We start from the raw sequence: 16,750 nt of genomic DNA, 5'->3' as shown, positions 1-16,750 counted from the left end.
ATTTTGTTTCAAAGGGGGGGTTGGTGGTTATTTTTATTAAAAACTGCCCCCTTTTTTTCACTTGCATTTTCGCCGCGGCCCCACCCGCGGCCACGACCATCAGGAGGTCGACGTCGAGCGTCTTCTCCCGCAGCGCCTGCACCCCCGCCAGTCCGGGCTCCCATCCACCCGCGACGTAGCAGAACAGGTACGCCGTCCACCACACACCGGAAGGCGCCTCGGCCAACTGCAGCACCCCGCCGACGGCGAACAGCACCAGCGCCAGCGTCGCCCAACGCACCTCCGGCACCGACCACAACCCACCCGGACGGCGGCGCACCACAGCGGCCGAGGTGCGGGGCTCGTCGACGGAGGTCGCCATTCCTCCACCGTAGCAACGCATGTACAAGTGTTCATTCGAACCGTCCACGGCGTACCGTGCCGTGCATGGGCCACGGACCACAAGGGCGCGACACACCACCGGCGCAACTCGATGCCGCCAGCGCCGCCGCAGTGGCCGAGACCCTGCAAGCGCTCGTCGCGCCGAGCCGATTGCTGATCCTGTCCCGCCTGCGGCACGAGCCGGCGACCGTCACCGACCTCGCCACGGCCATCGGCATGGAACAGTCCGCAGTGTCACACCAGCTACGGCTTCTGCGGATGATGGGCATGGTCACCGTCGCCCGCGTCGGACGCACCGCCCGCTATGCGCTGTTCGACCAGCACGTCGCTGCCCTCCTGGACGAGGCGGTGTACCACGCCGAACACGTCCGCATCGGCGCCGCCGACCGCGTCCCCGAGGTGGGCTGACTCGCGACGGCAGGCCGGCAGGGAGGTCACGGTCGATCCGACGGCGAGCAGGTGTTGCAGCGCAAGGCCGGCACTCGATGGTCATGCCTGACGGGGAGGGCACGCCTGCAGTCGGTGAGGATCACTGCACACCCGCGCGCACGGCGTTCACCCCGTCGCGAGCGCGTCGCTCGGCTCGTCCTGGCCCTCGGCGCTCGCGGGTTCCCGCACGATCGCCGCGAGCACCGCGGCGATCGCGATGACGACAAGCGCGACGACGAGCGAGAGCTCGAGCCCGTGCCGGAAGGCGACGAGGTAGTTCGCCGGGATGGCGCGCAGATCGAGGGTGTCGCCGCTGCCGCCGGTCTCGAGGATCGACAGGATGCTGCCGCGCGAGCCGATGAGCAGGCCGCCGGTCGACCTGATCACCTCGGCCTTCAACGAGGCGTTCACGATCGCGCCGAGCACCGCGACACCCGTGACGGCGCCCAGCTGCCGGGCGGTGTTCGTCGCCGAGGCCGCCATGCCCGACAGCCGCGCCGGGATGTGGCCGAGCACCGCGGACGTGAGCGGCACGACGGTGACGCCGAAGCCGAAGCCGGCGACCGCCATCGCGATCAGCAACAGCGGGAACGCCGCACCGAAGGTGCCGTCGCAGCCGGCCGTCGTCGAGGCCTTGCCGCAGCCGGGGATGTGCAGTCCGCCGACGACGAGCCGGGCGACGAGCATGCCGACGGCACCGAGCACGCAGCCGACGACCATGGGCGTGCGCGAGCCGCGGCGGGCGACCCAGCGGCCCGCGACGATCCCGCCGACGACGATGGCCGCCGCCATCGGCGCGAACGCCCCGGCCAGCTTCCAGCCCGAGTACTGCAGGCCGATGTCGAGGAAGAGCGCGGTGAGGAAGAAGAGGGCGAAGACGCCGAGGTAGACGGCGAACGCGGCGACCAGGGCCACCGCGACGACCGGGCGCCGCAGGTAGCCGAGGTCGAGCATCGGTGCGGCGACCCGGCGCTCGACCGGGACGAAGGCCACCAGCGCCGCGACCCCGACGACGAACAGCGCCACCACCCAGGCCGTGCCGTAGCCGTTGTTCTCGCCGGCGATGACGGCGTAGATCACCGCGCCGATGCCGAGGGTGCCGAGGACGAACCCGGCGAGGTCGATCCGCCCGGCCTGCGGGTCGCGGCTCTCGGGCACCGTCGTCACGACGGCGACCAGCAGCACCACGCTCAGCGCCAGGTTGAACCAGAACACCGCCCGCCAGCCGTCCAGCCCGACGAGCAGGCCGCCGACGACCGGGCCGGACGCGAGCGCCAGGCCCGAGACCGCCGACCAGGCGCCGAGCGCCCGGGCGCGCTCGCGGCGTTCGGGGTAGAGCTGGCGGATCAGCGAGAGCGTGCCCGGCTCGGACGCCGCCGCGCCGACGCCCATGACGGCCCGTCCGGCGATCACCCACCCGACCGACGGCGCGACGGCGCAGAGCACCGACCCGACGCAGAAGATCACGATGCCGATGAGCATGAGCCGCCGGCGTCCGAACCGGTCGCCGAGCGAGCCCAGCGTGAGCATCAGGCTCGCGAACACCAGGGCGTAGGCGTTGATCACCCACTGCAGCGGGATCACGCCGGCGGCCAGGTCGGACTCCATGTCGCCCAACGTGACGCTGACGATCGTCGTGTCGAGGAACGTCAGGAACAGCACCAGCAGCAGCGTCGCCAGCGCCGGGCCCCGGCGCACGATCGGCGTGGTGGTCACCCGCGGCTCCTCCTCGCACCGAGATCGATGTCGGCGCCAGTCTGGCAGCCACGCCGCCCCGACGGCGGCAGGCGGACCACCGGATCGGCGCCCGCGTTCGACAGGACGCCGGTCGCGAAGCCGGATAGGTTGCCCGCATGCCGACCGTCTTGATCACCGGTGCGGGGCGGGGGATCGGCCGCGCCGCGTCGCTGCGCATGGCCGCCGCCGGGTGGAACGTCGTCGCCGGCGTGCGGCGCGACCAGGACGGCGACGAGCTCGTCGCCGAGGCGCCGACGCGCATCACCGCCGTCCGGCTCGACGTGACCAGTGACGACGACGTCGCCACCCTGCCCGACCGGCTGCCCGACCGGCTCGACGCGGTCGTGAACAACGCCGGCATCGTCGTCGGCGGCCCGATCGAGGCCGTGCCGCTGGCCGAGCTGCGCCGCCAGTTCGAGGTGAACGTCGTCGGCCAGGTCGCCGTCACCCAGGCCGTGCTGCCGCGGCTGCGCCGATCGAAGGGGCGGGTCGTCTTCGTCTCGTCCATCAGCGGCCTCGTGTCGAACCCGATGATCGGCCCGTACGCGGCCAGCAAGTTCGCACTCGAGGCCGTCGCCGACGCCCTGCGCGTGGAGGTCAGGCCGTGGGGGATCGCGGTCAGCCTCATCGAGCCGGGCCAGATCGACACCGATCTGTGGCGGCAGGCCGACAGCGCGCTGGACGAGACCATCGCCGGCATCTCGCCCGAGCACCGGCAGCTCTACGGCCGGCACATCGAGGGCATGCGGAAGGCGATCCCGCTCATGCGGAAGATGGCCTCACCCGCCGACGGGGTGGCCGGCGCGATCGAGCAGGCGCTCACCGCCCGGCGCCCGCGCGCCCGCTACCTCGTGGGCAGCGGCGCGCGCCTGCAGGGGTGGCTGCCGCAGTACCTGCCGACCCGGGCGGTCGACAGCGGGCTGCGGCTCGGGCTACGCATCCCGCGGAAGATCTGAGCGCTGCGCCGCGGCGCGTTCAGCCGGGCAGGCCGACGACCGCCGGGTCGGAGCAGAGTTTCGGTGCGTGGCCCTCGGCCTGCAGCAGGCCGCAGAACGTCACGGCGGCAACCTTCCACGTGCCGTCCTCACGCACCGCCTTGCCGTCGACCGGCAGGGACAGGCCCGAGGTCTTGAGGGTGAACTTGACGTCCGCGACGTCGGCCGACGCCGGGGTCACCGACGTGATCGCTATCGTCGCCTGGTTCGCGTACTGCGAGGACGCCTCGGCCTCGAGTGTCGCCTTGAACTGCATGCCGTGCTGCAGCGCGGCCTCCGACCCGGCCAGGTCCGTCTTCGGGCTGAAGAAGGCGTTGTAGGCCTTGGTGACCGCCGCCGTCACGTCCGGGCCGGGCGCCGACGGCGCACCCGACGCACCCGATGACGCGGCCGTCGACACCGCGGACGAGGCCGGTGGGGCCGACGACGACGGCGCCGGGGTCGAGGCGCCGGGCGACGACCCGCCGGCGCTGCTGGTGCAGGCGGCGAGGGTGAGCGCGAGGCCGCTCAGCACGGTCGTGGCGACGATGGCGCGGCGGTTCGTAATGGCCGAAGTTGTACTCCGGTCGACGCGTCGAAGGCGGGATATTTAATTCGTTTGCCGCCCGTGGCAGCGTCCCGCTAGCCTGCTGACACACGACATCACGCCGCGCGAGCCCGCGCGGCCCGAGCAGGAACGAGGAGGTGGCCCCGATGGAGAACATCATGCTGATGCCGACGTCGCGCCCCGCCTCGGCCTGCCCGGCGATGTCGCCGTCCCGCACGCTCGACGCCACGTGGCGTCGCGTCCTGGTCGACGGCACCCGTGTGCCCGCCGCCGCCCGCGTCGTCCCGGCCGCCTTCGCGTACGCCACCGGTCTCGTGCCGGCGGGCATCGCGACGACGGCAGGGGTGTCGGCTCCGACGGCAGCGGTCCAGGCGGATCACGACGTCAAGCAGGCGAGCCCACCTCGAGGTAGCACCGGGTGATCGATCACCGATCACCGGCAAGGCACCTCGAGGCCGCGGCTCCCCACCAGGGAACCGCGGCCTCGTCGTTTCTCCAGCATCCATCACCAGCACCCATCGCTCCGTCCGGCAGGACACCGGACGGACACCGCAAGGAGAAGGAGGTGACCGGCGACATGTCGACCGGATTCGCCATCGAGAGCCCGTCCTTCGACGGGTTGTTCGCAACGGCGCTCGGGACCGACGGGTTGTCGGACGGCACGTGGGACGGTTTCGACCCGCTGGCCAAGGACTGCCCCGACGATCTGCCCTGTCGCGTCGAGGACGCCGAGCTCTGGTTCGCCGAGACCCCGGCCGAGCTCGAGCAGGCCAAGTCGTTCTGCGCCGGTTGCCCGGCGCGGGCCGTCTGCCTGGCCGGCGCCATCGAGCGGCGCGAGCCGTGGGGCGTCTGGGGCGGCGAGATCTTCGATCGCGGCGAGATCATCGCCCGCAAGCGCCCGCGCGGACGCCCGCGCAAGACCGACAGCACCACCGGAAGCAGCGAGGTGGCCGCATGAGCGCCGCCCGTCCTCACCAGACCTCAGGAGCACTCACCATGTACACCCTCGTCGAAGCCCTCGTGCGGGAACGAATGCACGAGCAGGTGGCCGGCGCGCAGCACGCGCGCATGGTCCGGAGCCTCAGCGCCGCACAGCGCTGGGAGAAGCGCGTCTCGCGCTTCCACCGGGCCGAACAGCGTCACCGCAGGCAGGCCGAGTCGCTGGCCACGGACGCGCCGTCGCGCGACCGTGCGCTGAGCTGGGCCTGACCAGCGGCTGACCGCCACGGCGGCCGTCGGATCCTCGCGATCCGGCGGCCGCTGTCGTCCGCGGCGGTCAGCTCACCACCACTGCTGGTCGAGCTTGGCCTCGATCGACCGGACGAAGGTGCGCGTGCACTCCGTGCACACCCAGCGGGTGCGCGGGCCGTCCAGCGTCTCGACCATGTCGGCGCACCACGTCAGGGGTGGGTCACCGTCGAGCTCGGCAACCGCCACACGTCCGCATAGGGAGCAGAAGACCGCACTGTCGTCCACGGTGCCCACTGTGCCACGCCGATCACCGTTTCCGGTTCACCTCGGCTTCACCAGAGCTGCATGCTGCGCCGGAAGATGCCGGCCAGGGCATCGGCGTCGACCGGCCGCGGCGCCGTGGCGAGCAGCCGTTGCTGCTTGAGCGCGCCGTCGACCAGGTCGTCGACGTCGGCGTCGCCGAAGCCGACCGCGCCGACGCCCGCGGGGATGTCGATGTCGCGCATGAGCCGCGTGAGCACGTCCGGCAGGAACGCCGACGCGTCGTTCGGCTGCTCGGCGCCCGGGTCGAGCAGCTGCGCCGCGCGCACGTGCCGGTCGGGCCGCGCCTCGAAGGTGAAGCGGAACGCCTCGGGCGCGGTCAGCGACACCGCCATGCCGTGCGGCACCATCGCCTCGTCGTCGGGATAGCCGTTCGGGTGGAAGTCGCGCACCTGGCCCGCGATCGGGTACGCGTTCGCGTGCGGGATGTGCACGCCGGCGTTCCCGAAGCCCAGCCCGGCGAAGGTGGCGGCCAACGCCATGTCCCGGCGAGCGTCCAGGTCGTCGCCGTGCTGCACCGCCCGGCGGAAGGCGCTCGCGAGCAGCGACATCGCCTTCTCCGACCACATGTCGCTGACCGGGTTGGCGCCGCAGTACGGCACCCGCTGCTCGGGCTGCTTGCGCGCGACGGCGGTGTAGTCGCGGGCGGTGTAGCTCTCGAGCGCGTGGCAGAGGATGTCCATCCCGGCCGCGGCCGTGACGCCGGCGGGCTGGGAGAGGGTGAGCAGCGGGTCGACGACCGCGAGGGTCGGACGCAGGCGGGCGTGGCTGATCCCGCTCTTCACCCGCTGGGCCAGCACGTCGAGCACGCAGATCGTCGTGCTCTCCGACCCCGTGCCCGTCGTGGTCGGCACGGCGACGAGGGGGTGCAGCGGGTTGACCGGCGCCTGGCCGCCACCGACCGGCGCGTTCACGTAGTCGAGCAGCTCGCCCGGGTTGGTGAGCAGCAGGTTCACGGCCTTCGCGGTGTCGATGCTCGACCCACCGCCGACCGCGACGAACGCGTCCCACGGCCCGTTCGCGCGGGCCCAGTCGATCGCCGCCTGCATGCTCGCGTCGGTCGGCTCGACATGCACGCCGTCGAAGACGCCGGCCTCGACCCCGTACCGCTGCATCTGCTCGGCGACCCGGGCCGGCAGCCCGGTGGCCGCGACGCCCGGGTCGGTGACCACGAGCGCGCGCCGGGCGCCGAGCTGCGCGAGGTCGTAGCCGATCTCGTCCGAGGCGCCGTCGCCGAACTTCAGCTGCGGTGCGCCGTAGGTGAAGACGCTCTCGGGTGCGGTCACGCGGGCACCTCCGGGTCGGGCGGCCGGTGGTCGAGCTCGGCCAGCGGGTCGGACGGGTCGAACCGGGGCGAGTCGCCGGCGAAGCCGGGCTGCCACCGTTCCGCCAACCGACCGTACGGTGCGGTCGCCCCGAGCTGGCAGAGCACCCCGATCGAACCCAGCGCGACGCGGTGGATGAGGAAGTACTCCGGCGGCAGGTTGAACAGCCGCCCGATCCGGGCCTCCTCGCGACGCGGGTCGCCGAGGCGGTTGGCCTGCCTGCGCAGCCATTCGCGCGAGAACGTGAACTCCGGCGTCCGCACCGGGTCGAGGGTCGGGCCGAGGTAGTCGAGCACCTCGTCCGCCGTCAGGCGCACGCCCGGGCGCACGAAGCCGAGCTCGCGCATGATCGCCAGCAGCCCGGCGCTGTCGCCGTCGACCGCGAGCCGGCTCATCCGGCCGAGGCCCTCCGGCGCGCCGTTCGGCAGCCGGGCGACGGCGCCGAAGTCCACGACACCGAGCCGGCCGTCGGCCAGGATGCGGAAGTTGCCCGGGTGCGGGTCGGCGTGCAGCAGCCGCGCCCGGGTCGGCGCCGAGAGCTGCAGCAGCGACAGCAACGTGCCGGCGCGGTTGCGGGCGGCCTGGTCGCCCGTCGCGATGATGCGCGACAGCGGCGTGCCCTCGAGCCACTCGCTGACCATGACCTTTGGCGCGCTCGCGACCACCCGCGGGATGACGATGTGGTCGTCGTCGGCGTAGGCGGCCGCGAAGTCGCGCTGGGCCTGCGCCTCGAGGCCGTAGTCGAGCTCCTCGAGCACCCGCTCGCGCATCTCGGCGAGCAGCGGCTTGACGTCGAGGCCGGGCGAGATGCGGGCGAAGACGCGGGCGAAGCGGGTGAGCTGGGTGATGTCGGCGAGCAGCGCGGGGCCGGCGCCCGGGTACTGCAACTTGACGGCCACCTCGCGGCCGTCGCCCCACACGGCCCGGTGCACCTGGCCGATGCTCGCCGCCGCGGCGGGACGGTCGTCGAAGTCGCGGAAGCGCTCGCGCCAGGTGCGTCCGAACTGCTGGTCGAGCACCTTGTGCACGTCGGCGGCGGGCATGGGCGGCGCCGCCTCCTGCAGCTTGGTCAGCGCTTCGCGGTACGGGGCGGCCATCTCCTCGGGGATGGCCGCCTCGAAGACCGACAGCGCCTGGCCGAGCTTCATGGCCCCGCCCTTGAGCTCGCCGAGCACGCTGAACAGCTGCTCGGCCGTGCGCGCCTGCAGGTCGGCCTGCACCTCTTCGGCCGACCGCCCGGTCATCCGCTTGCCCAGCCCCACCGTCGCCCGGCCGGCGACACCGAGCGGCAGGGACGCGAGTTTGGCCGTGCGACGGCCGCGGCGCTGGGGGATGTCGGACACCTCGCCATTCTGCCTGCCGTACGGCGCCGACACCGCTCGAACGTGGCGTGCGCCGAGCTTTGGCCGGCCGGCGTCCGGTCATCGCACGCAGCCGCAGGTCGGGTGCACCGGCCAGCTGCGTCGCCGGATGCGCCAGTCGGGCGGGTGCAGCTCGAGGGTGCCCTCGAGCGTCGCCGGCTGGCCGCCGTCGAGATAGGTCAGCACCTGCGCGGCGGCGAGCCCGGCGGCCATCGTCGCCACCGCCACCTCGGACGACGGCCCGTGGCGCCGCGCGATGCCGAGTTGGACGGCGAGCCGGGGCCAGGCCTCGTCGCGGTCGCGACGGTGGTGGTCGAGGCAGCGCAGGCAGGCGGTGAGCCCGGGCAGCACGAGCGGCCCGACGACCGCCCCGGTCGGCGCCAGCGCGACGAGCAGGTGCGGGGTCGCGAAGGCTTGCAGCGCGTCGCGCCGGTCGTCGTCGACCGGCGTGTCGAGGGCGAGGACGGCGAGATCGGGCGGCCCGTCCGACGCCGGGCGCCGCCGGCCGGTGCGCGAGCCGGGCGCGCTCGGCGTGGCCCGCCGCACCGCCGCCCGCGCTGCGGCGGCCAGGCGCTGACCGGCGTCGTCCGGCAGCACCCCGCCCGGCAGCGTCGACCAGGTCTTCACGTCGGTGTCGGTCGTGAACTCGACCCGGCCGACACCGCTGGCGCCGAGCACCGCGCCGATGGCCGGGCCGACGCGTCCGGTGCCGTGCACGCTCACCAGGGCGTCGCCGCGGGCACGCAGCGTGTCGCCGGCGGCGTGCCCCGACCGCGTCGACAGCGCGGTGAGTTCGCCAGCGAGGGTCGGATGGGCGACGGCGCGACGGCCGGGCGCCGGCCCGCCGTCGGCCGCGACGGGCTGCAGGGCGCGGTCGTCGCGCCGCCAGAGCAGGCCGAGTTCGGCGAGCCGGTGCAGGGCCGCGGTGCACTGCGGGTCGGGCGGGTCGGCGGTGGGGTTCGTGAGGCTGCGGGCGGTGCGGGTGGTGAGGCCGTCGACGACCACGCTGAGGTCGCCGCACTCGAACTGCACGGTCTCGGCGTCGCGCCAGAGCATCCGGGTGGCCGGCGCGAGCTCGAAGCGCGCCGCCGGGTCAGGAGAGGGCATGGCCAGGGACGGTGACACACGGGGGCGAGATCGTCCGCGCTTGTCCACAGCCGCCGGCCGGTCGTGCCCGGTGACCGGTGGTCGACCCCCTGCCGACGCCTCCCGCCCCCCGATTCGTGGGCGTTTCGTTGCCGGATCGTCACCGTCAAGTGAATGTCCACACCTGTGGACGGCGCTGTGGACGGAGGGTGTGCGGCGGTGGACAACCCGGCGCCCTGTGGAGAACCTCGCGCGCGGCCCGACCGGATGATTACGGTGATCGGCGGTCACCGCGCAGGACGGTGGGGCGCCGGGGGAGTGCATGACGCAGCAGGTCGAGGTACGCCGCAGCCCTCGGCGCCGGCGCACGGTCTCGGCCTCCCGCGACGGCGACCGGATCATCGTGCTCATCCCGGCCTCGTTCACCCGGGCGCAGGAGCGCGACTGGGTCGCGCGGATGGTGCGGCGGGTCGAGGGCGGTGCGCGGCCGCGACCGGCGGGCGACCAGCAGCTGGCCGAGCGTGCCCGGCGGCTCTCGGCGACCTACTTCGACGGTGCTGCCGTGCCGGCGAGCGTGCGGTGGGTGCCGCCGATGCGCACGCGGTGGGCGTCCTGCACCCCGGCCGAGGGGACGATCCGCCTCTCGAGGCGGCTGCAGGAACTGCCCGTGTGGGTGCAGGACTACGTGCTGCTGCACGAGCTGGCCCACCTGCTCGAACCCGGTCACGGGCCCGCGTTCTGGGCGTTGCTGGCCCGCTACGACCGCACCGAGCGGGCGCGCGGCTACCTCGACGGCGTCACGGCCGCCGCGCAGCTCACCCTCGACGGCGACCTGGCCGACGACGTCGAGGACGCGCCGCAGCGCGATCAGTCGGCCGGCTGAACCCCGCCCGGCTGCCGGCTGCCCTCGGTGCCCTCGGTCTCCTCGCTGCCGTCGGACGAGCCGCTCGGGCCCTCGGCCGCCGGCGGCTCGGTCGGGTCGATGCCCGCGGCGATGTCGTCGGGCAGGTAGTCCGGCGCGGTCGGCGTCTCGGCGAAGCCGAGCGGATCGTCCAGGTCGTCGGCCGTCGGCAGCAGGTCGGGGTGGCCCCACACGGCGTCGCGGCCGCTGACCCCGCGGCGCTCGGTGAGCGCCCACCACAGCGCGGCCGCCTCGCGCAGCCGGCGCGGGCGCAGTTCGAGCCCGACGAGGGTGGCGAAGGTCTGCTCCGCAGGGCCGCCCTCGGCGCGGCGCCGCCGGGTGGCCTCGCGCAGCGCGACCGCCGCGGGCATGCGGTCGCCGGCGGCCGCCGTGACGACGGTGTCCACCCAGCCCTCGACGAGGGCGAGCAGCGTCTCGAGCCGCCGCAGCGCGGCGTCCTGCTGCGGCGAGTTCTGCGGGGTGAACAGCCCGCCGCCGAGTGCCTCCTGCAACGCCTCGGGGTTGGTCGGGTCGATGTTGCCCATCGCCGACTCGATGGCCGACATGTCGATGCTGATGCCGCTCGCGTACGCCTCGACCGCGGCGAGCAGCCGCTGACGCAGCCACGGCACGTGGTTGAACAGCCGCTGGTGCGCGGCCTCGCGCAGCGCGAGGTAGAGCCGGATCTCGTCGTCGGTGCGGCCGAGCCCTTCGCCGAACCCGCGCACGTTCTCGGGCACCAGCGCGGCGACACCCGCCGGCCCGAGCGGGATGCCGACGTCGGTGGCGGACACGACCTCGCGGGCCAGGCCGCCGAGCCCCTGCCCGATCTGCGCGCCGAACATGAGGCCGCCGACCTGGTTCAGGATGCCGGCGAGCGGGTTGCCCGCACCGCTGAGCATCTCCAGCTGCTCGGCCGGGACGGCGCCGGCCATCGCGGCGACCACCTTCGTCGCGACCGGGTCGCAGAGCGACGACCACACCGGCACCGTCTTTTGCAGCCACTCGTGCCGCGTCCAGGTCTCGACGGTCTGGACGCCGGACGGCAGGTCGGTGACCTCGTCCAGCCACAGGTCGGCGAGCCGGATCGCCTCGGCGACCGCCTGCCGCTCGCCGGGGGCGACCGTGGTGCTGCTGTCGCCGAGCGAGGACGTGGCGAGCTGGCGGGCGAGGTCCCAGTTCACCGGGCCGCCCGACCACGACAGCAGCTTCTGCAGCTCCGCGAACAGCGTCATGCCACCAATGTCGCCGCCGGCGCCCCCACCGGGGCCGCCGAGGCCGAAGAAGGCGAAGGGGTTGTTGTTCGACGGGTCGTTCGGGTTGCCGCCGGAGCCCGGGCCGAACCCGAACGGGAAGCTCATCGTCACTCCTCGGTGCCACACGGATGCACTGCCGTCTGCCGGCGTCAGCCGGCCTCCACGGTAATGACTACGAACGGACGCGGGTGCGCGTTCCGCGTTGCGCTGCCCGCGAACGGTGCGGCCGGCGGTTACGGTCGCGTCGTGAGCTGGCTGCTGTGGTTGTCCGGGCCGGTCGTGGCCGCGGCGGCCGCGTCCGTGTGGGCGTGGTGGCTGGGCTTCCGCGAGCGGCCCCGCCGCACGCCCGGCACGGTGCGCTCGGTCAAGGCGCACGGGAAGTACCTGCGCGTGCTCGACCACGCCACGGCGAGCGCCGCCGACCGCGCGCGTCCGAACGGCTGAGGATCGTTCCGTACGCTGCGCAGCGTGCCTTCGATCGAGCGCGTCCCGGGCGGTGCCGCCTTCGCCGCCCTGAGCCGCAGGGTGCGCACGCTCATCGTCGGCGGCGTGCTGTTCGTCGTGTTGTTCGTCGTGGCGCTCACCGTGTCCGTGCCGTACGTGATCCTGTCGCCAGGCCCGACCTACAACACCCTCGGCGTCGACGACGCGGGCGCGACGGTCATCACCCTGGACGGTCGGGCCGCCGCGCCGACCACGGGGCACCTCAACATGACGACGGTCAACGTCTCGAACCGTCCGGTGAGCGCGTTCCAGGCCCTGGCCGGCTGGCTGCTGCACGACGAGGTCGTCGTGCCGCGCGCCGCGGTGTACCCGCCCGGCCAGACGCAGGACCAGGTCGACCGGCAGAACGCCGACGACTTCGCCGCGTCGCAGGACAATGCCACCGCCGCCGCGTTGTGCGAGCTCGGCTACCCGAAGGGCTTCGGCATCTTCCAGCTGGTGCCGAAGGGGCCTGCCGACGGTGTGCTCGAGGTCGGGGACGAGCTGGTGTCGGTCGACGGCACGAAGGTCGGCTCGACCGACCAGCTGCGCGCGGCCCTCGCCACGCACCAGCCGGGAGAGCGGGTGCAGGTCGCCGTTCGACGCGCCGGGAAGCCCGCCACCGTGACGGTCACGCTCGGCCGCTCGCCGTCCGGCGCCAAGGGCGGCTACCTCGGCGTGCTGGCCGGCGTCACCTGCCTCGCGCCGTTCACCGTCAAGATCACGCTGGCGAACATCGGCGGCCCGTCGGCCGGGCTCATGTTCGCCCTCGGCATCATCGATAAGGCGGGCAAGCAGGACCTCACCGGCGGCCGCTTCATCGCCGGCACCGGCACCATCGACCCCACCGGCAAGGTCGGGCCCATCGGCGGCATCGCGCTGAAGATGATCGCCGCCCGCGACAAGGGTGCCACGGTGTTCCTGGCGCCGAAGGACAACTGCGGCGACGTGCGCGGCAACGTCCCGTCCGGGCTGCAGATCGTCGCGGTGTCATCCCTCCACGACGCGCTCACCGACCTCGCCGAACTCCGCTCCGGACGCGGCACCCCACCCACCTGCTGACCTTCCCGGCCGGTGTGGCGGGGGCGGTCCGTCGCCCGGGTCAGTCGGCGAAGGTGTCGAGCAGGGCGCGGGCGAGGTTCGGGGCAAGGTCGGGGCCGGTGAGCAGGTCGTCCTCACCGTCACCGCGCAGACGCAGCACGGCGGCGGTCGTGCCGTCGGCGAGCACGCCGACCACGAGCCGGGCCTCGCGACGGTCGGGGTGCCCGGCGGCGCGGGCGGCGACCTCCGCGTCGCTCAGGCCCGCCTCAGCGGACGGTGGCAGCAGCACGATCTCCTGCGCCAGCGCGCAGCCCTCGACGGCGTCGGGCCAGGCGAGCTGCGCGAGCACCTCGTCGAGCTCGCCGGCCGGCAGCTCCTCCTGCTCGATCGGCGTGAGCACGCCGCCGGCCACGTCGGCCAGCCCGAGCCGGTCGGCGAGCCCCGGGTCCTCGGCGCGCAGCGCGGCCGCGCTGACCAGCGCGTAGAGCATCGGTGGGCGGTCCCACCCGCCGGCAGCGACGTGCTGTTCGATCTCGGCGACGGCCGTCGCGAGCGTTGCGCTCATGCAGTGACCGTAACGTGATGGCGTCGGAACCCCCGCGGCGCCGAGTACGTTGACCCGACAGTCGAGCGAGAACCCCAGGAGCAGCCCGTGGCCATGCGGCCGCCCATCCCGCCGTTCGCCGTGTCACGACGTACCAAGATCCTCATCGGGGTCGTCGTCGCGCTGATCGTCCTGATCGTGCTCGCGGTCAAGTTCAGCGGCGTCTACATCAACTGGCTGTGGTTCGGCGAGGTCGGCCACCGCAACGTCTACACGACGATGTTCTGGACGCGGGTGGTGCTCTTCTTCGTGTTCGGCGCGGTGATGGCGCTGATCATCGGCGGCAACATCGTGGCCGCCTACCTGAGCCGCCCCCCGTTCCGCCCGATGTCGCCCGAGCAGCAGAACCTGCAGCGGTACGTGAACCAGCTCGAGCCGCGCCGCGTCCTGGTGCTCACCGCCGTCGCGGTGATCGCGTTCCTCAGCGCGGGCGCGTCCGCGCAGGGTGACTGGGCCACCTGGCAGCTGTTCCTCAACGGCGGGTCGTTCGGCCAGACCGATCCGCAGTTCCACCTCGACATCGGCTTCTACGCCTTCGACTACCCGGCCTACCGCCTGCTGCTGGGCTTCGGGTTCACCGCCGTGATCTTCTCGCTCATCCTCAGCGTGGGCGTCCACTACCTCACCGGCGCGATCCGGCTGCAGACGCCGGGGCCGAAGTTCACCATCGCGGCCCGCCGGCACGTCACGATCCTGATCTTCGTCTTCATGCTGCTCAAGGCGGCGGCGTACTGGCTCGACCGGTACGGCTTCGTCTTCTCCGACCGCAGCAAGTTCACCGGCGCCTCGTACGCCGACGTGCACGCGGCGCTGCCGGCCAAGACGATCCTGTTCTGGATCACCCTGATCCTCGCGCTGATGGTGCTCGGCAGCCTCTGGCTGCGCAGCGCGGTGCTGCCGGGCATCGGCTTCATCGTGATGATGGTGCTCAGCGTGCTGATGAGCGGGCTCTACCCGGCGATCGTGCAGTCGGTGACGGTGAACCCGAACGCCAGCGACAAGGAGGCGCCGTACATCGCGCGCAACATCAACGCGACGCGCGACGCGTACGGCATCCAGACCGTCGGCACCGACCGGGCGGTCAAGGGCAGCGTCACCTACGTGCCGTACCCGGCCAACGGCACCCCGGACGCCACCACCCTGCCGCAGCAGGGGGCGGGCAACGCGACCCTCGACAACATCCGCATCCTCGACCCGGCCATCGTCAGCGCGACCTTCCTGAACACGCAGAAGATCGGTCTGCCCTACGCCTTCTCGGGCACCCTCGACGTCGACCGCTACACGCTGCCCGACCCGCTCACCAAGGCGCAGACCGAGCACGACTACATCGTCGCGGTGCGCGAGCAGGCCGTCGGCAGCAACCTGAGCGGCTCGCAGAACAACTGGATCAACCAGCACACCGTCTACACGCACGGCTACGGTTTCGTCGCCGCGCAGGCCGACCAGGACGTCACCAACGGCGACAAGAACTCCTACACCGAGGGCGACATCCCGCCGACGGGCGCGCTGGACATCAAGCAGCCCGACGTCTACTACGGCCAGCTCGGCAACAACTACTCGATCGTCGGCGCGAAGGGCACCCCGCGGGAGTTCGACGCGAACGGTGGCAGCAACGTCACCTACCAGGGCAAGGGCGGGATCAAGCTCGACAACTTCTTCACCCGCCTCGCCTTCGCCGCCAACTACGGCGAGACGAACTTCATCCTGAACAGCACGGTGAGCGCGTCCGGCGCGAAGATCATCATCAACCGCGACCCGAAGCAGCGCGTCGAGAAGGTCGCGCCGTTCCTCACCGTCGACGGTGACCCGTTCCCCTTCGTCGACTCGAAGACCGGCCACATCATGTGGATGGTCGACGGCTACACGACGATGGCGAACTACCCGTACTCCGAGCGCAGCTCGCTGTCCGACCTCACCAACACCTCGGTGCAGCCGGGCCAGGCCGACCAGCAGATCAACTACATCCGCAACTCGGTCAAGGCCACCGTCGACGCCTACGACGGCACGGTGAAGCTCTACGCCTGGAACCAGGTCAACCAGCCCGACCCGGTCCTCAAGGCCTGGATGCGGGTCTTCCCGGGCCTGGTGCAGCCGCAGAGCGCCATGCCGTCGGAGGTGCTCGCGCACGTGCGCTACCCGCAGGACCTGTTCAACGTGCAGCGCGGCCTGCTGGCGCAGTACCACATCAGCGACCCGGTCGCGGCCTACAACGGACGTGGCAAGTGGGCGGTGCCCGACGACCCGTTCTCGACCACCGGCGCGAGCCAGCCCGCGTACTACATCCTCGCCAACGACCCGGCCGACCCGAACGCCAAGACCCCGACGCCGCAGTTCCAGCTGACGTCGCCGATGGTCGTCAACGCCGGCCAGAACCTCGCGGCCTACATCTCGGTCGACAGCGATCCCGGGCCGAACTACGGGAAGATGACGGTCCTGCAGGTGCAGGGCGGCGGGACGATCGTCGGGCCGGCGCAGGTCGCCAACGTCTTCAAGACCGAGGACAACATCTCGAAGGACATCTCGCTGTTCAACCAGTCGCAGAGCCAGGTGCTGCACGGCAACCTGCTGACGCTGCCGGTCGGCAACTCGTTCCTGTACGTCGAGCCGCTGTACATCCAGGCGACCGGCGGCGGGTCCGCCGCGTTCCCGCGGTTGCAGCGTGTGCTGGTCACGTACGGGAACAAGGCGATCGGCTACAACAAGACGCTCACCTCGGCCCTCGACGACCTGCGCAACCTCCGCACGCCGGGTGCCTCGCTGAACCTCAACCAGGGGACGCCGAGCACGCCGTCGACCTCGCCCTCGCCGAGCCCGTCGTCGTCCGGGTCGTCGTCGCCGCCGACCACGTCGCCGAGCCCGTCCACGTCGTCGTCGGGGACGCCCGCGCCGACCGTGACGGTGACGACGATCCCGCCCGCGCAGTCGCAGCTGCTCGCCGACCTGGCCTCGGCCACGCAGGCCCAGCAGGCGGCGTTGAAGTCGGGCAACGCGTCCGAGATCGCGTCGACGACCGCGCGGTTGCAGTCGCTGATCGACGAGTACCAGTCGAAGTACGGCAGCAAGTAGCCGCCGCGGCACGCGGCGTCGCGCCG

The 16,750-nt window shown here is 72.6% G+C and carries 17 protein-coding genes and 1 pseudogene; 9 read left to right on the top strand and 9 right to left on the bottom strand.

Annotated elements, in window-relative coordinates:
- Nucleotides 1-361, bottom strand: a pseudogene (locus ACTHMS_RS18355) (heavy metal translocating P-type ATPase); the annotation flags it as partial.
- 65 nt (nucleotides 362-426) lie between these two features.
- On the opposite strand from ACTHMS_RS18355, the gene ACTHMS_RS18350 reads away from it, so the two are divergent.
- Nucleotides 427-789 (top strand): ArsR/SmtB family transcription factor, encoded by a 363-nt coding sequence (locus tag ACTHMS_RS18350; RefSeq protein WP_440308104.1) that lies wholly within the window; start codon nucleotides 427-429, stop codon nucleotides 787-789.
- A gap of 147 nt (nucleotides 790-936) precedes the next feature.
- Here the strand turns inward: ACTHMS_RS18350 and ACTHMS_RS18345 are convergent, their stop codons facing one another.
- On the bottom strand, nucleotides 937-2,526 hold the full coding sequence (locus ACTHMS_RS18345; RefSeq protein WP_440308103.1) for an MFS transporter: 1,590 nt from the start codon (nucleotides 2,524-2,526) through the stop codon (nucleotides 937-939).
- Nucleotides 2,527-2,663: 137 nt separating this feature from the next.
- Here ACTHMS_RS18345 and ACTHMS_RS18340 point away from each other — a divergent pair, with 137 nt between their 5' ends.
- Nucleotides 2,664-3,503, top strand: coding sequence for an SDR family oxidoreductase (locus ACTHMS_RS18340; protein WP_440308102.1), 840 nt, complete (start codon nucleotides 2,664-2,666; stop codon nucleotides 3,501-3,503).
- Between the two features lie 19 nt (nucleotides 3,504-3,522).
- Here the strand turns inward: ACTHMS_RS18340 and ACTHMS_RS18335 are convergent, their stop codons facing one another.
- The gene (locus ACTHMS_RS18335; RefSeq protein ID WP_440308101.1) at nucleotides 3,523-4,056 is read right to left on the bottom strand and encodes a hypothetical protein; all 534 of its coding nucleotides are present in this window, start codon (nucleotides 4,054-4,056) and stop codon (nucleotides 3,523-3,525) included.
- A 179-nt stretch (nucleotides 4,057-4,235) separates the two neighbouring features.
- On the opposite strand from ACTHMS_RS18335, the gene ACTHMS_RS18330 reads away from it, so the two are divergent.
- The 3 genes from ACTHMS_RS18330 (at nucleotide 4,236) to ACTHMS_RS18320 (ending at nucleotide 5,298) form a co-directional block, all read left to right on the top strand.
- Nucleotides 4,236-4,511, top strand: coding sequence for a hypothetical protein (locus tag ACTHMS_RS18330; RefSeq protein WP_440308100.1), 276 nt, complete (start codon nucleotides 4,236-4,238; stop codon nucleotides 4,509-4,511).
- Nucleotides 4,512-4,654: 143 nt separating this feature from the next.
- The gene (locus ACTHMS_RS18325) at nucleotides 4,655-5,047 is read left to right on the top strand and encodes a WhiB family transcriptional regulator (protein ID WP_440308099.1); all 393 of its coding nucleotides are present in this window, start codon (nucleotides 4,655-4,657) and stop codon (nucleotides 5,045-5,047) included.
- Nucleotides 5,044-5,298, top strand: coding sequence for a hypothetical protein (locus tag ACTHMS_RS18320; RefSeq protein WP_440308098.1), 255 nt, complete (start codon nucleotides 5,044-5,046; stop codon nucleotides 5,296-5,298). The genes ACTHMS_RS18325 and ACTHMS_RS18320 overlap by 4 nt, the downstream gene beginning before the upstream one ends.
- Before the next feature lie 72 nt (nucleotides 5,299-5,370).
- On the opposite strand, the gene ACTHMS_RS18315 is transcribed toward ACTHMS_RS18320, so the two are convergent.
- The 4 genes from ACTHMS_RS18315 to ACTHMS_RS18300 form a co-directional block, all read right to left on the bottom strand.
- Nucleotides 5,371-5,565 (bottom strand): hypothetical protein, encoded by a 195-nt coding sequence (locus ACTHMS_RS18315; protein ID WP_440308097.1) that lies wholly within the window; start codon nucleotides 5,563-5,565, stop codon nucleotides 5,371-5,373.
- A 47-nt stretch (nucleotides 5,566-5,612) separates the two neighbouring features.
- Complete coding sequence (locus ACTHMS_RS18310; RefSeq protein WP_440308096.1) at nucleotides 5,613-6,887, bottom strand: hydroxyacid-oxoacid transhydrogenase; 1,275 nt, start codon at nucleotides 6,885-6,887, stop codon at nucleotides 5,613-5,615.
- Nucleotides 6,884-8,269: an ABC1 kinase family protein gene (locus ACTHMS_RS18305; protein ID WP_440308095.1), complete on the bottom strand. Its 1,386-nt coding sequence runs from the start codon at nucleotides 8,267-8,269 to the stop codon at nucleotides 6,884-6,886. Before ACTHMS_RS18305 ends, ACTHMS_RS18310 begins: the two co-directional genes overlap by 4 nt.
- 78 nt (nucleotides 8,270-8,347) lie before the next feature.
- Nucleotides 8,348-9,394: a TOMM precursor leader peptide-binding protein gene (locus ACTHMS_RS18300; protein ID WP_440308094.1), complete on the bottom strand. Its 1,047-nt coding sequence runs from the start codon at nucleotides 9,392-9,394 to the stop codon at nucleotides 8,348-8,350.
- Nucleotides 9,395-9,695: 301 nt separating this feature from the next.
- Here ACTHMS_RS18300 and ACTHMS_RS18295 point away from each other — a divergent pair, with 301 nt between their 5' ends.
- Nucleotides 9,696-10,256, top strand: a complete 561-nt coding sequence (locus ACTHMS_RS18295; protein WP_440308093.1) for a M48 metallopeptidase family protein — start codon at nucleotides 9,696-9,698, stop codon at nucleotides 10,254-10,256.
- Here the strand turns inward: ACTHMS_RS18295 and ACTHMS_RS18290 are convergent.
- Nucleotides 10,241-11,635, bottom strand: a complete 1,395-nt coding sequence (locus tag ACTHMS_RS18290; protein ID WP_440308092.1) for a zinc-dependent metalloprotease — start codon at nucleotides 11,633-11,635, stop codon at nucleotides 10,241-10,243. The two genes, ACTHMS_RS18295 and ACTHMS_RS18290, sit on opposite strands and share 16 nt — an antisense overlap.
- 141 nt (nucleotides 11,636-11,776) lie before the next feature.
- Between ACTHMS_RS18290 and ACTHMS_RS18285 the strand changes: the two genes are divergently transcribed.
- Both ACTHMS_RS18285 and ACTHMS_RS18280 read left to right on the top strand, forming a co-directional pair.
- Nucleotides 11,777-11,974 (top strand): hypothetical protein, encoded by a 198-nt coding sequence (locus tag ACTHMS_RS18285; protein ID WP_440308091.1) that lies wholly within the window; start codon nucleotides 11,777-11,779, stop codon nucleotides 11,972-11,974.
- Between the two features lie 24 nt (nucleotides 11,975-11,998).
- Nucleotides 11,999-13,075, top strand: coding sequence for a YlbL family protein (locus ACTHMS_RS18280; protein ID WP_440308090.1), 1,077 nt, complete (start codon nucleotides 11,999-12,001; stop codon nucleotides 13,073-13,075).
- A gap of 40 nt (nucleotides 13,076-13,115) precedes the next feature.
- On the opposite strand, the gene ACTHMS_RS18275 is transcribed toward ACTHMS_RS18280, so the two are convergent.
- Entirely contained in the window at nucleotides 13,116-13,619 is a 504-nt protein-coding gene (locus tag ACTHMS_RS18275; RefSeq protein WP_440308089.1) for a PPA1309 family protein, read from the bottom strand.
- 93 nt (nucleotides 13,620-13,712) lie between these two features.
- Between ACTHMS_RS18275 and ACTHMS_RS18270 the strand changes: the two genes are divergently transcribed.
- Nucleotides 13,713-16,724 carry a UPF0182 family membrane protein gene (locus tag ACTHMS_RS18270; protein ID WP_440308088.1) on the top strand — a complete coding sequence of 1,004 codons (3,012 nt, stop codon included), beginning with the start codon at nucleotides 13,713-13,715 and terminating at the stop codon, nucleotides 16,722-16,724.
- The last annotated feature ends 26 nt before the right edge of the window (nucleotides 16,725-16,750 follow it).

The organism is Jatrophihabitans sp. (genome assembly GCF_051960575.1).
Classification (GTDB): Bacteria; Actinomycetota; Actinomycetes; order Mycobacteriales; family Jatrophihabitantaceae; genus JBQCEE01.
This window is presented reverse-complemented; position numbering and strand designations above follow the sequence as displayed.

Coding starts and splice junctions, on each gene's coding strand:
- ACTHMS_RS18350 (WP_440308104.1), top strand. CDS start 427: ATGGGCCACGGACCACAAGGGCGCGACACACCACCGGCGCAACTCGAT.
- ACTHMS_RS18340 (WP_440308102.1), top strand. CDS start 2,664: ATGCCGACCGTCTTGATCACCGGTGCGGGGCGGGGGATCGGCCGCGCC.
- ACTHMS_RS18330 (WP_440308100.1), top strand. CDS start 4,236: ATGGAGAACATCATGCTGATGCCGACGTCGCGCCCCGCCTCGGCCTGC.
- ACTHMS_RS18320 (WP_440308098.1), top strand. CDS start 5,044: ATGAGCGCCGCCCGTCCTCACCAGACCTCAGGAGCACTCACCATGTAC.
- ACTHMS_RS18300 (WP_440308094.1), bottom strand. CDS start 9,394: ATGCCCTCTCCTGACCCGGCGGCGCGCTTCGAGCTCGCGCCGGCCACC.
- ACTHMS_RS18295 (WP_440308093.1), top strand. CDS start 9,696: ATGACGCAGCAGGTCGAGGTACGCCGCAGCCCTCGGCGCCGGCGCACG.
- ACTHMS_RS18290 (WP_440308092.1), bottom strand. CDS start 11,635: ATGAGCTTCCCGTTCGGGTTCGGCCCGGGCTCCGGCGGCAACCCGAAC.
- ACTHMS_RS18275 (WP_440308089.1), bottom strand. CDS start 13,619: ATGAGCGCAACGCTCGCGACGGCCGTCGCCGAGATCGAACAGCACGTC.
- ACTHMS_RS18270 (WP_440308088.1), top strand. CDS start 13,713: ATGCGGCCGCCCATCCCGCCGTTCGCCGTGTCACGACGTACCAAGATC.